The sequence below is a fragment of the Pantoea graminicola genome (assembly GCF_048452665.1).
Taxonomy (GTDB): domain Bacteria; phylum Pseudomonadota; class Gammaproteobacteria; order Enterobacterales; family Enterobacteriaceae; genus Pantoea.
Genome location: NZ_JBLWSJ010000003.1, coordinates 498,781 through 511,578 on the forward strand (window position 1 = coordinate 498,781; position 12,798 = coordinate 511,578).

The window sequence follows — 12,798 nt, forward strand, 5'->3', positions numbered from 1 at the left end:
TGCGGAACCAAAAAAATGAGGGCTATAGCATAAAGCGCCGACGCTCTCTGTGCCAGCGCTGATAGGGGAAAACCGTGCAGATTCAGGGTGCCAGACGGTCGATTGTCCAGCCGTCGTGGTCACGCTGATAGATGAAGCGATCGTGAAGGCGATGTTCGCCGCCCTGCCAGAACTCCATCGTATGAAATTTCACCCGGTAGCCGCCCCAGAAGCTCGGCAGCGGCACATCACCCTGCTGGAACTTCTGTTTAAGCTCAAGGAATTTTCCTTCCAGGATCCCGCGCGCCGAAATCCGGCTCGACTGCTTCGACACCCAGGCACCGATCTGACTGTCGCGCGGACGGCTGTGGAAATATTTCAGCACCTCCAGCGGTGACAGTTTTTCCACTTCGCCCAGCACCATGACCTGACGCTCCAGAAAGTGCCAGGGGAAGTGCAGGCAGATGCGCGGGTTCTGTGCCAGCTGCAGCGCTTTGCGGCTGCCGAGGTTGGTGTAAAACACCATGCCCTGGGCATCGAAATGTTTCAGCAGCACAATACGCTGCCAGGGCTGCCCCGTTTCATCCACGGTAGCCACGGTCATGGCAGTAGGATCGGGCAGTTTTGCCTCACAGGCCTGGCCCAGCCACTGTTCAAACAGCGCGAGAGGATTATCCGGCAGATCCTTACGACGCAGTCCGCCGCGGGTATATTCACGCCGCAGATGGGCAATGGTGTGTAGCGTTTCGCTGTCACTCATAATGCTCGCCTATTCAGATAAAAAGTCAGCTGGCGGGTTGCAGCTCACAATCATTGACGACAACTTTATCGTTACGTTCGATAAACGCGCCGTTACCTTTGGACCAGAAAACATAGGTGCCGTCGCTATAGCGGGCGCCGGAAGCCGATACCGTCTGCTTCAGCGTCAGCGGCTGGCCATCCATGATGAAACGGACCTCCTCCTTCGCCTCGTCCAGCGTCACGGTCAGCGGCAGCGTTCCGCAGCGATAGTGCAGGGTCTGTGCTGCCGGTGGCTGTTTGTGCATCAGGCTACAGCCCGACAGCAGCAGCACCGCAGCGACAGTTAATCCTTTCAACATAAGCGGGTCTCCTTCACGAGTGAAGCTGGCATTATAAGAAGGATTCAGCGCGAAGTAAGTGAGAATTGACGCCAATCGGGCTGATGGGATCGGCCAGCATGAATTATTCCGCATTTTCAGGTGGTTGTCCGAATGCACAGCCACTATTCTCAGGCTACGCTCTATACATCTTAAGCAAGGGGAAAGAGAGATGAAATTTGATAACGAAGATGCCTTTAAGCTGGCCGTGGCGTTTATGAACCATAAAGAGAATGCCACTGTCGCCAGCAGCTACTTTAAAACCTTTATCGACACCTACCAGAAATTTGACCGCTGGCTGAGCGCATCCGACCCGGTCAGCGCGATGAAAGCGGAAAAAGCGGCCGCCAGAGCGGGCGAAGACTCTCTGCTCTGATGCGATTGCCCGGGCCGACGCCCGTCGTTTCCGGGCAGCCTGCGGACCGTGCGGAGACGGCCTCTTATCCGGCGGCGACGCCAGCCCGCCGCCGGAACAGGCCTTTGGGGCGATCGGTTTATTTTCCATCTTTGCGCTTTCGTCTATTCCGGCACGCTGCCCTGCCCGCAGCGCCCTTGTTAATCGCATACAGGTTTGCAATAAATGCGGTTTTCTTTTGTTACGCCTGCTAATTTCCACTGCAGACACTATTTTTGTTTAAAAAACCGCCACCGAAGCGTGACGGGATCAGCAAACCCGATAAAGCCGTCTATGCTGTAAATGTCTGGATAGAATTCACGGAGTTGAAAAAAATGAAAATGAAATCCCTGTCAGCTATTGCTTTGCTGGTTCTTTCTTTAGGTACGCTGGCGGGTTGCGCCTCGAATCAATCGATTAAGACCACTGACGGCCGCACGATTGTTACTGATGGAAAACCCCAGATTGATTCAGATACGGGGCTGGTTTCTTATCGCGATGCTCAGACCGGAAAAACCGAGCAAATTAATCGCAATGAGATTAGTAATATGAGTGAACTCGACAACTAATATAAGGTGAATAAGATGAAAAAAGCGCTGATTCTGCCTCTCGCCGCGTTGATCGGTATGACCGTATTAACCGGCTGCACCCGTACCAGTTATGCGATTCAGACCAATGATGGCCGGACCATCATCAGTGATGGCAAGCCTTCTGAGTCTGATGCTGGCCTGCTGGCCTACACCGATGCCAACGGTGTTAAGCAACAGATTAATAAAGCAGATGTTAAAGCCGTTTCTGAAGTTCCCCACAAATAAACACGCTGCTGTCGTCTGACGAACAAAGCCGCCCTCGGGCGGCTTTATTTTTGCCTGCAATTGCGGCGAATCGCGCACAGCGCAGATTTCATCAGGCTGCCCTTTTCATCCGGCGTCTCTGTCGCCTGCTGCGCTTAATTTGACAAAAGTAAAGAATCCCCACTTTTTGCTTATCTGAATTTCAGGCTACCTTCTTTTTTTTAACCAGCATAATTGTTCAGCTTTTGTCAGCCAGCCAATCAGCGTTTGATTTTATGCTGTGCTATTAGCTGTTTATCGTTACGCTTAAAGGTTCCCTTTATTTTTCAGCTATCCAGCTCTCCCTGCGCAATTTTACAGGGCTTTTAGTCCTGCGCTTCGTTAACTAAACTATCCGTATCGCTATTTAATCAGGAGGTAGCAGATGATTTATCACGAAAAACAGGTCGGCCATATTATTCTTGGGGAAGCCACCATTAATCTGGCTTTTGAAGAGCAGGAAATTACTCTGGCGTCGCTGATTCGGCAGCTGGGTGTCATGGCGGAGAACGAACAGAGCGATGAGCGCGTTGCGCAGATTGCCGACGCACGAAACTGGTTAAAAAGTTTTGTTGAAGCCTCTTCGCGTGACCGTGCTGAACTTAACTGGCTGGTCGAAACCGGTCAGGCACCCGCCTTCCTCAAAGATTATCGTTAACGTTTCGCGGGTCAGGCAGCCGTTGATATCCGGGTGCTCGCCCGGCTTCTGACGCGCCTGCGTCACGTTTCGCTTGCCGATTTTGCCGTTTTGCTGACCCGGCAGGCGGATATGAATAAAAATCATCCTGACATCGCTGAAATAACTGTACAGACCAATGTTTTTTGTATAACTTCGCGCCTGACTGAACGTTTTTACATCACCTCTCAGGAAAAAAATCCATGTACTCGAACCAGAGACTGCCGCGGACGGCAGACGATATTGCCCGTTATTTTAATGCGGCAAGCCTGCCTTCACAGCAAGAGACGCTGGGACAGGTGGTGGTTGAAATTCTGCATGCCGGACTGAATGTGAATCGCAAATCGATCTGCACCAAACTTCTGCTTCGGCTTGAAACCGCGTCGACAGAAGAGGAAGAGCGCCATTATCGCACGCTTATCAGCCTGCTGTTCGGGCGTTAAGCGACCGCTTTTCTGCTCTGCCGGCTCCGTTTTTCGTCACCAGCCTCACATCATTTTGCGTGGACTACCTCATGCGGCCTGACGGGTCATCAGCCTGCAGGCGGATCAGGCTGATCGGAAGCATTTCGACCTGTTGTAAGGCACGGATGCGGTGTGGAAGCTGGCGAAGAAGCCCGTTGCGAAAGTGACGGGCCGCAGATCATGGCGCGCTATTCTGCCTGAGCGCAGCATGATTATCCCAGTACTTTCAGTGCCAGTGCCAGTGTCTCCTGCTCATTCGTGACATCACTGACCTTACCTGCCACCCGCATACCAAAGGCGATGCAGAGGATCAGACCGGCTGCCGCTTCCCTGTCCAGTGTGTTATCGATGGAACCATCTTTCTGACCCAGCGCCAGCAGCGTGACCAGGAAGCGCTGGTTACGCTGAACTACATCGTTGATACGCTGTGCCAGTTCCGCATCCAGGGTCTGCAGCGCAATCGCGCTGGAAACGACGAGGCAGCCGCACCGTCCTTCTGTCGCACGAGCGGAGTCCAGATAAAACTGCAAGAGTTCAGTAACTTTTTCCCGCCCGCTGACGCAGGGTGCCAGACGACGATGCAGATCGGCGTTGCGCAGCGCCAGGTAGCGCTCGAACACCAGCAGGAATAGCGAACGTTTATCTTTAAAGGCTTTGTAGATGCTGCCTGCGGAGAGGTTCATCGCCTCACCCAGATCGGTTATCGAGGCCGCGTGATACCCTTTTTGCCGGAAAACGGTCATGGCGTGATCCAGAGCCTGTTCAATATCGAACTCTCTGGGACGTCCTCGCTCTCTGTTTTTATGCGCTGTGGCTGTCGTGATCATCGTTACCGGTCTGAGATCGTGCATTCCTGTCAAAATCGACAGCGATTCTATCTCAGGCATGGGCAACAAGTATAGATGGTCAGCGCGACAGCACGTCATCTGCCGCCGACGCGCCACAGGCCGCACTGCCTGCAAGACCCCTGTCAGCCGGTGCTGAGCGACGCCCGGCACCATCAGAGGCGAAGGCCAGACACTGCTTATTCAGATAATAACGATATCTTTACGCACGCTTTGTCCTCTTGCAGGGCGCGCTGAGCGGCATTGAATTTCATCAGCCAGAAGGTGAACTGCTTAATTAACAGGCTGGCATGATTTTCATCCTCCGCCTGGCATAAAAAAAGCCGGGTTTTTACCGTACTGCTATCGTCAATCGCGTAGATCTCATGGTCATTGTGATGGCGGGACAGGATAATCGTAGTAAAAGAGATAGCGGGCCATTGCTTTATTCTGGCTTCAAATTGCGTGAAATTCATTATATCTGCCTGGTCATGAACCTTAACAACCCGATGAAAAACCACTCATCGGACCAGGAGAAGCATAACCTCTGGCGCTATTCCGCGCGTGATAAAAAAAGCTTTTAGCGGACATGGCTACGTCAGCAACAGAGGAGGCCGGACACGCACCGGCCTAACTGCCGCCACCGGCAAATCCGCTATCCGTGTGGCACAAGGTGACAGCATCTCGTGCTTCCTCGCCAGGCCTTATTGATCCCCCTGCCCGGCAAACCAGCGTTTTCCGCTGCCGGTTTCGTTAATTTTATCCATCAGCTGCATCAGACGATGAGCGATGCATTCCTCAATATCAAAACGCTGCCAGCATGGCTTTGCTGATCGAAACAGGCAGTCAGGTGGCGTGGTTTTAAGCGCGCATTGGCCGGTCCTCAGATCGGCCTGGCAAAAATCAGGCACGATCTGATTCTGAAAATCAGGCGCGTTTTTCCATCTTTGTCCAAAACACCGCGATGCTCAGCAGCAGACAGATAATCCCACCGACGCTGAACAGCAAATCAATAGCCAGATTCAGGCTGGCATGATCCACCACCGCACCTAACAGCACGGGCACCCAGTTAGCGATATAGGCAATGACATAGAACAATGAAATCAGTTTTGCGTGACTGGCTGCAGGAGAGATCATATTTAGCAGGGTCGCACTTCCCACAAAGATGGCGCCATAGGAATATCCAGCCACAAGCAGTCCTGTGCATGCCCATACTAAAGAGTGGGTGCTGATAGCCCAGGTAAAAAACACAATCGAAATGGCCTGAGTAAAACAGCCGGCAGCGAGAGACGTGCGAGCGCTAATCCGGCGGCTCAAAATCTGACTGATACCGGCCACCATTAAGTACACCGCAATCACGTAGCCATAAACGCCCTGACTATGAATGCCGAGCAGATGCTCCGATACCGACGGTCCAATGGACAAAATACTGGCGGCAAACGCCCAACTCATAAACAGAGCGCCCGCACACAGGAAAAAACGTATGCCAGTCGCTTTCAGTCCGGCTTTAAGTGTCGTATCCGCTGAAAGAACAGATGAGGATGGCGCAACCCTGGCTTGATCATGATGATGCGCTGGCCAGCTAAAACGTAATCCGATAAGGGCAATTGCAGCCGTGCTCATAATCAGCAGAAACGGCAACGTCTGGCTGTGGAAATTGGTCTGAATCGCCACGCCGCTAAAAACGGGCCCCAGAGCCAGACCGGTGGTGAAAGAAAGCGTGGCGAGCAGAGCCGCAGCTTTACCGCCATCTTTAGGGCCAAAACGCAAAAGGGCAATATTCGCTGCACCGGTTAATGCCCCGGTTCCTACGCCCGCCAGCAGGCGTGCCATAAACAGACAGGCAAATGAATCGGCGAGTGAAAACAGCAAGGCTCCCGCGAAGACGGCCAGTAGCGCAGGCATCATCAGGCTGCGCAGGTCGGCAACTTTCCCTGCAAGATTTCCTACGCTGAATAACGCAATCAAGACACCGGCCGCATACGCGCCATAAATCATTGTCAGGCTGACGGCGGTTAAACCTAGCTGCTGTTGATAGAGGGGATAAAGCGGCGTTGGTGCACTGCTATTCAATAAAGCAGCAACCAGCGCCAGTGCAAGAAAGAATAAAACGCTCTTTTTGGAAGCAGAATTATTTTTGTCTGTCGGACGACTATCGATAGTTAACACTTCTGACATTTTTATTTCCCGAACTGTAGATAAATCAACTCTGTGCAGCTAATGCTGATTTCACAGAGCAGCAAACACATTCATGATAAAGCCTGCTTGCTCCCCATAGCAGAGGCAAGATTGCATCACAGGCATTCATTTATGCAGCTTGATAATCCGTACTCAATGTGTCGTGTTACCCTGGATACGGTTTATAACGTTACAACTCGCCAATAAGGCCAGGCCATAAACAAAATGATTAATCAGAGCTGCTGTTAATAATTCATAACTCCCGTTTTTCAACCCGCATAACCCCAACCCGACCGAAGGATAGATAACCAGTAGTGTAATCGATGAACATATCAGCCCATAAAGAGCACTTTTCGGGATCGATAGGTGAGTAAAAAACCTCACCTTCAGGAATAGCCAGCAATAAGGAAAAGCCAATGCAACGCCTGCAAAATAATGAAATAAATAGCCTGCCAGCAATCCATATTTGCTGACTGTAACTTCACCAGGACGAGAAAAAACAAAATTCCCTTGCAACCATTGCGATAACAAATTACCAATAAAATTAATATTTAATGGGGGAGTGACATTGATGATGGAGGTAAGCCTGTTTACGACATCCATACTTAGCGTAGACGTTACTCCACTCAAAAGAGTGAAAAAAATAATGGCTTTAAGATTGTTGCATATTTGCATCTTCAATTGGAATTTTACCCCCTGGCGATGGATGTTTCTTTATTGATACAAGGATACCGGACAGTGCTATACATAGCATGCCTCCTGCAGCGATTATTGATATTTTTTCGCCAAAAAAATAATAACCAATAAATGCCGTGAAAATAATTGTACTATAGGAAATAACACTCACCGTGGTTGTTTCTCCAATACTATATGCTCGCGTCATGGCTAATTGCCCAATAGTACCAAATCCACCAACTGCGATGAGAGCAATAAGTTGATTTGCCGTCGGAAAAGTGATACCAGAAACCAGACATACACCGAACCCTATAACCGCACCTGGCAATGAAAACCAGAATACAACTCTCAGGATTGGTTCCCCACATCGGGTCAATTTACTGACATTATAATAGGCAAGAGCAGTAAGCAGTCCCGAAAAAAGCCCAGCCATGATAAAAATATGGCTACTGACAGGAATGTCAGGGTGCAATAAAATCACTACCCCTAAAAAACCAAGTAAAATTGACATCAATATGCGGCGGGATGCATTTCCTTTTTGGATTAATATCATAATTAACCCTTGAAACATGGGGTTGGTATAACTTAATGTCGTGGCCATTGCCACAGGCAGGTGCATAAGAGAATAGAAACCACAATACATTGCTCCATTACCCAATGATGCACGTTTAAAATGCAATAGTGGCTCACCAGGCTTAAAAGAGATGCCTTTAAAAGACATTATTGCAGCCATGATAAGCACACTAATAAAACAGCGAAAGAAAATTATCTCAAAAAAACTCACTTCTGTTGACAGCACCTTGATTTCTGCGTTCATTAATGAAAAGAAAACACAGGCTAGCAGCATCCATAAAATAGCCATAAGCGTACTGCATCTCCAGTTAATCAGGATTTTTATCGTTTGCAATTTGAGTTGTAAGCAGTGTATTTTTTGAACATGCAAAAAAGACCAACATGCCTGCTCCCTCACGGCCAGAAACCCCCTCATGAACTGAGTTCACCGTGTCACTAAAAGTCTCGCCTTCAGAGAAGGTCATTTTTTTTCCTGAGTTCTTCATAGTGAGTGTTACATTCCCATGCGTCATATAGACTGTACTTATACACGCATGGTAGTGCCATGGAAGAACATGTTCAGGAGCAACTTCCACTTTCAAAACGGTGATTTCAGGCGTACCGCCAGGGTAAGCATGATAGACATCACCATTCCATGATCGCTCGGTTTTCAATAGTATGTTTTTTTCAACGCCCTCTTTCGCTATTGCTATATTGATACTGAGTATGGCGGCAAGTGTAATTATTGAACTTCGGAAATTAAACATAATGATTCCCCAACTATTTTATTCCTGCGGTAACGCAGAAACCGCCTGCGCCGCGATTCGTGCTTCATAAGCCGTTACGCTTTGTGAGTAGTAACGATTCGGCGTGCTATGATTACCGACAACAATTTCGATCAGGAAAGGTCCGGGATGTTCCTTCGCTGCGTTTACGGCTGTGCTTAATTCTGCCAGGTGTTTAACGCAAGTGGCTGTAACACCCAGGCTTGTCGCAAAGCCGACCCAGTCATGAGTGGGAAGCCGGGTAAAGTCCGCAGAAATACCGCGTTGATGCAATGTATCAATGTGCATAGCGCCGTGGGCCTGGTTGTTTATCACCACAAACAGCGTTTTAATGCCGTAACGTGCAGCCGTCTGAATTTCTATACCGTGCATCAGCATGCAGCCATCACCAGTCACCACCATACAAGGCCGCTCTGGCTGGGCAAGTTTAATACCGATACCCGCGCAGATAGCCCAACCCATGGGGGCAAGCTCGCTGGAAGTATGATAGTCACCAATGCCGGTAGCGGACCAGTAGTGGGCCATAAAGATTCTATGTGCACCTGAATCAACAACAACATTAGTATCTTCAGGCATAAGATTGCGTAAATAGTGGACGACATCACCAGCAAATAAGTGTTTATCCTCTTCGTCCTGTTTGGTAAACAGCGAGGTTTTAGAAACCGTTAATGATAATTTACGAACATCAGATATCCAGCGCGAACGCTTCTGTTTAGCCGCTAACAAAAGCGTGTTTCTCCCTATCCTGCTACTGACAAGGTAATCCAGGGTTTTGCTAAGATTAGAGAATATATGAATATCAGGTTGATAATGTGAGCAGTTTTTTTGGAAATCATCATCAATAAATATTAACGTTTTATTACCGTGCAGTTCAGGGCACCAGTTAAGGCTATCTCGCTGTGTTAAATCACTGCCTAAAACAATTAAAACATCTACAGCAGGATCGTTGATAGTTTTTATCGCGCGTGTATGTCCAGCGAAACCATACAGACCAAGGGCTAAAGGATGTTTTTCAGGAAAAGCCCCTTTACCTGAAAGTGTAGTCGCTACCGGAATGGAAAATTTTTCGGCTACGTTTTTTAGGAAGGTCGCATCATGGCAATTGTTAACACCACTACCTGCCAGTATGGCGACATTAAAGTCGCGGCAAAGATAATCGTGAATAAGCACATCCAACGCGCAAGTATCAATAGCAAATCCATGCCGAATACTTTTTATCTTTACTGAATGATCTTGTTGAGGTTCTTTTTGAATGTTTACGGGTATATTTAAATAGGCGCAACCTTTCCTCTGAACATTAAGCTGGTCGAAGGTTCGTCGCATTTCATGATTAAAAACACAAGGCGTCTTTATTTCAATAGCACTGTTAACTAAAGGTTTCACAACAGATAACTCATCAAGTCCGCCATTACTACCATCCTGAAAGGCGCCCTGTGCTTCGTGATAAGTCGCTACGCCGCCAGTAATATAGAGCACAGGTATTCTGTCAGCCCGAGCCGCTGCCATCGCCGGTAAGAAATTCATTGTACCAGGCCCTGAGATACCTAAACAAACACCAAATCTTCGGCTACCTCGGGCATAACCGTCAGCCATAAACCCGCAGGCAGTTTCATGTGCCCCCATAATCCCGACAATCGATGTTTTTTCCAGCGCCTTAACAATTGGATAAATCAACTTACCAGGCACTAAAAAAATGTGACTAATTTGCTTATTCTGTATTTCAGCAATAAGGACCTCAGCACAATTCAAAGCAACATCTGTTCGGCTATTTTTTCTTTCAACAACTTTATCTGAATTAAACGTCGGGCAGGTAGTGTTAAAAAAATCATCTTCAAATAATTTCATTTTCTAAATCCATTAGAATAAAAATAAAGACAATCAGCATTAATGAGGAAAAAATGTGCGTTATATGGGAGGCTTCACATAACAAAACGCATCGCACCTATATCCAAAAAACGGCCCATCATAGTCACAATTTGAAATTTTTAAAGTTGCATTAATGCTTCACAATAATGCAAAAATACTTATAATTTCATAGTGCTTTTTATGATATGACTTATGATTTCTGATGCTTTTTTGATCAATCTGAAGATGTGCGTTTAGTTATAAATAACATGGAGCAGTAGATGAACTGGGATGATGTTCGTTTTTTCCTCGCATTAGCGAGACAAAAAACGTTGCGGGGTGCCTCAAAATCGTTAAACGTCGATCAGGCAACAGTCGGACGCCGTATCGCAGCGTTCGAAAGCGCGCTCAGTTCCCGGTTATTTATACGTACGCCTCGCGCTTTCACGCTGAGCGAGTTTGGCGAGCAGGTGATGGCAGAAGCCAGTGCGATGGAAAGTGCCATGCAGGCGATGAGCCGCAAAGCCGCCTGCAGCGATAGCATCCCTGCAGGTAACGTGCGCATCGCCAGCACAGACACACTCGCCACCATGTTTGTCATACCTGCCATTCAGCGCCTGCGTGAACAATACCCGGACATCACCGTAACCTTACTGACCGGAATAGGTTTCTCCGATATCTCGTACCGCAGTGCGGATATCGCTATTCGTGGTGCCCGACCTGATTCTGAAGAGTTAATCGTTAAACGACTAGCGACCATTGCTATGGGGCTTTATGCCAGCCAGCGCTATTTTGAGCGGCTCGGAGAACCGCAGCAAGAAAGCGGATTAACGGGTCATCAACTGGTTATGTTTCCGGCTGACATGGTGCCACGTCATCGACAAAACCTGTGTGGCTTTGCAGTAAACAGCCAGCAAGTCGTGCTGGAATGTAATACACAACTGCTGATGCAGTCCGCAATTAAACGCGGGATTGGCATCGGCCTGCTCTCGACATTTTTAGCTGACTGCGATCCGCAATTAATCCCGGTATTTCCCGAAAAACGTGACCCGGTGGATATCTGGCTGGTGCTCCATCCGGATCTACAAAAAGTTGCACGCATCAGGGCCGTGATTACGGCGCTGGAGCAGTGCTTTGCGGAAGAAACCCGGGCAAGAGACATTTAGCAGACCTCGCGGTTTCAGTAGCCGGGAAAATGATCCGGCCTACTTAACCGCAACTACCGGCAAATCCGCTATCCGTGTAGTGTAAGCAGGTGACAGCATCTCACGCTTCATTGCCCAGGCCTTATTGATCCCCTGCCCGGCAAACCAGAGTTTTCCGCTGCCAGTTTTGTTAATTTTATCCATCAGCTGCATCAGCTCCTGGCTGTTGCGGCGTGGCTGATGCTCATCAAACAGATCAAGCTGGGCCACGCCCTGACTGAAAAAATCCCCCAGCACAATGCCCGCCTTGATATAGCGATATCCCTTAATCCAGATGTTATCCAGACACGCTAGTGCAACGTTGATGATGTCGCGGGTGTCCTGCGTCGGGATCAGCAGCTTCTCTATAGACTGATTGCCATAAAAGGGTTCGTCAGTCGCGTGCGGGCTGGTGCGCAGAAATACCCCTATCTGACGACAATACTGGTTCTCGCGACGCAGTTTCTCTGCCGCGCGCTCCGCATAGGCACAGACGGCTTCGCGCATCTGGTCATAATCGGAGATGCGGCTGCCAAACGAACGTGAACACATGATTTGCTGCTTATCCGGTGTCACTGATTCCAGTTCCAGGCAGGATTCGCCACGCAGTTCTCTGACGGTGCGCTCCATCACCACGCTGAACTGTTTGCGAATGGATTCGGTGCTTTGATCGGCCAGATCTTTCGCCGTCATGACGCCCATGGCGTTGAGTCGTTTGCCGATTCGGTGCCCCACGCCCCAGACGTCAGCCACATCGACCAGTGCCAGCAGCTTTTTCTGTCGTTCGGGGTCCGATAAATCGACAATGCCGCCGGTTTTACTCCACTTTTTGGCCGCAAAATTCGCCAGTTTTGCCAGCGTTTTGGTCTGTGCAATGCCGACGCCGACGGTCAGATGGGTCTCTTTGCGGATCCGTTCTTTGACCTGTCGGCCAAAGGTCTCCAGCGCTATGCAGTTCTGCACGCCGGTGAGATCCATAAACGCCTCGTCGATCGAGTAGATTTCTACCGAGGGGGCCATCTCTTCGAGGATGGTCATCACCCGATGGCTCATGTCGGCATAGAGCGCGTAATTTGAGCTGAAGACCTGTACCGCGTGACGCGTCAGCTCTTCGCGCATTTTAAAATAGGGTGCACCCATTTTAATGCCAGCTTTCTTTGCCTCGGCGCTGCGCGCAATCACACAGCCGTCATTGTTCGACAGCACCACCACCGGTTTGCCTTTCAGATCGGGCCGGAAAACGGTTTCGCATGATGCATAGAAGCAGTTCACATCGACCAGCGCGAACATG

At 49.2% G+C, this 12,798-nt stretch carries 16 protein-coding genes; 6 read left to right on the forward strand and 10 right to left on the reverse strand.

Annotated elements, in window-relative coordinates; translation table 11 throughout:
• Positions 1–82: 82 nt before the first annotated feature.
• Both pdxH and ACNY69_RS09985 read right to left on the reverse strand, forming a co-directional pair.
• Positions 83–739 (reverse strand): pyridoxamine 5'-phosphate oxidase, encoded by a 657-nt coding sequence (gene pdxH, locus ACNY69_RS09980; RefSeq protein ID WP_111141145.1) that lies wholly within the window; start codon positions 737–739, stop codon positions 83–85.
• A gap of 25 nt (positions 740–764) precedes the next feature.
• On the reverse strand, positions 765–1,079 hold the full coding sequence (locus ACNY69_RS09985) for an MliC family protein (RefSeq protein ID WP_111141146.1): 315 nt from the start codon (positions 1,077–1,079) through the stop codon (positions 765–767).
• A gap of 190 nt (positions 1,080–1,269) precedes the next feature.
• Between ACNY69_RS09985 and ACNY69_RS09990 the strand changes: the two genes are divergently transcribed.
• The 5 genes from ACNY69_RS09990 (at position 1,270) to ycgZ (ending at position 3,443) form a co-directional block, all read left to right on the forward strand.
• Positions 1,270–1,473, forward strand: a complete 204-nt coding sequence (locus ACNY69_RS09990; RefSeq protein ID WP_111141147.1) for a hypothetical protein — start codon at positions 1,270–1,272, stop codon at positions 1,471–1,473.
• A gap of 353 nt (positions 1,474–1,826) precedes the next feature.
• A complete protein-coding gene (locus ACNY69_RS09995; RefSeq protein WP_111141161.1) occupies positions 1,827–2,060 on the forward strand; it encodes a YgdI/YgdR family lipoprotein in 234 nt (77 codons plus the stop codon).
• Between the two features lie 15 nt (positions 2,061–2,075).
• Positions 2,076–2,306 (forward strand): YgdI/YgdR family lipoprotein, encoded by a 231-nt coding sequence (locus ACNY69_RS10000; protein ID WP_003848985.1) that lies wholly within the window; start codon positions 2,076–2,078, stop codon positions 2,304–2,306.
• A 403-nt stretch (positions 2,307–2,709) separates the two neighbouring features.
• Positions 2,710–2,982, forward strand: a complete 273-nt coding sequence (locus ACNY69_RS10005) for a hypothetical protein (RefSeq protein WP_111141148.1) — start codon at positions 2,710–2,712, stop codon at positions 2,980–2,982.
• 221 nt (positions 2,983–3,203) lie between these two features.
• The gene (gene ycgZ, locus ACNY69_RS10010; protein ID WP_418798174.1) at positions 3,204–3,443 is read left to right on the forward strand and encodes a regulatory protein YcgZ; all 240 of its coding nucleotides are present in this window, start codon (positions 3,204–3,206) and stop codon (positions 3,441–3,443) included.
• Positions 3,444–3,676: 233 nt separating this feature from the next.
• Here ycgZ and ACNY69_RS10015 read toward each other — a convergent pair whose 3' ends face one another.
• The 7 genes from ACNY69_RS10015 to ACNY69_RS10045 form a co-directional block, all read right to left on the reverse strand.
• Positions 3,677–4,291: a TetR/AcrR family transcriptional regulator gene (locus ACNY69_RS10015; RefSeq protein ID WP_111141150.1), complete on the reverse strand. Its 615-nt coding sequence runs from the start codon at positions 4,289–4,291 to the stop codon at positions 3,677–3,679.
• 197 nt (positions 4,292–4,488) lie between these two features.
• Complete coding sequence (locus ACNY69_RS10020) at positions 4,489–4,764, reverse strand: hypothetical protein (protein ID WP_111141151.1); 276 nt, start codon at positions 4,762–4,764, stop codon at positions 4,489–4,491.
• Positions 4,765–5,215: 451 nt separating this feature from the next.
• A complete protein-coding gene (locus ACNY69_RS10025; protein WP_111141153.1) occupies positions 5,216–6,466 on the reverse strand; it encodes an MFS transporter in 1,251 nt (416 codons plus the stop codon).
• A gap of 153 nt (positions 6,467–6,619) precedes the next feature.
• On the reverse strand, positions 6,620–7,141 hold the full coding sequence (locus tag ACNY69_RS10030) for a DUF2938 family protein (RefSeq protein WP_111141154.1): 522 nt from the start codon (positions 7,139–7,141) through the stop codon (positions 6,620–6,622).
• Positions 7,119–8,003 carry a DMT family transporter gene (locus ACNY69_RS10035; protein WP_111141155.1) on the reverse strand — a complete coding sequence of 295 codons (885 nt, stop codon included), beginning with the start codon at positions 8,001–8,003 and terminating at the stop codon, positions 7,119–7,121. Before ACNY69_RS10035 ends, ACNY69_RS10030 begins: the two co-directional genes overlap by 23 nt.
• A 19-nt stretch (positions 8,004–8,022) precedes the next feature.
• Positions 8,023–8,460 (reverse strand): cupin domain-containing protein, encoded by a 438-nt coding sequence (locus tag ACNY69_RS10040; RefSeq protein WP_111141156.1) that lies wholly within the window; start codon positions 8,458–8,460, stop codon positions 8,023–8,025.
• A gap of 18 nt (positions 8,461–8,478) precedes the next feature.
• A complete protein-coding gene (locus ACNY69_RS10045) occupies positions 8,479–10,323 on the reverse strand; it encodes a thiamine pyrophosphate-binding protein (RefSeq protein ID WP_418798180.1) in 1,845 nt (614 codons plus the stop codon).
• Positions 10,324–10,604: 281 nt separating this feature from the next.
• Between ACNY69_RS10045 and ACNY69_RS10050 the strand changes: the two genes are divergently transcribed.
• Positions 10,605–11,489: a LysR family transcriptional regulator gene (locus ACNY69_RS10050; RefSeq protein ID WP_111141158.1), complete on the forward strand. Its 885-nt coding sequence runs from the start codon at positions 10,605–10,607 to the stop codon at positions 11,487–11,489.
• A 39-nt stretch (positions 11,490–11,528) separates the two neighbouring features.
• Here ACNY69_RS10050 and umuC read toward each other — a convergent pair whose 3' ends face one another.
• Positions 11,529–12,797 (reverse strand): translesion error-prone DNA polymerase V subunit UmuC, encoded by a 1,269-nt coding sequence (umuC, locus tag ACNY69_RS10055; protein WP_111141159.1) that lies wholly within the window; start codon positions 12,795–12,797, stop codon positions 11,529–11,531.
• Position 12,798 lies beyond the last annotated feature (1 nt).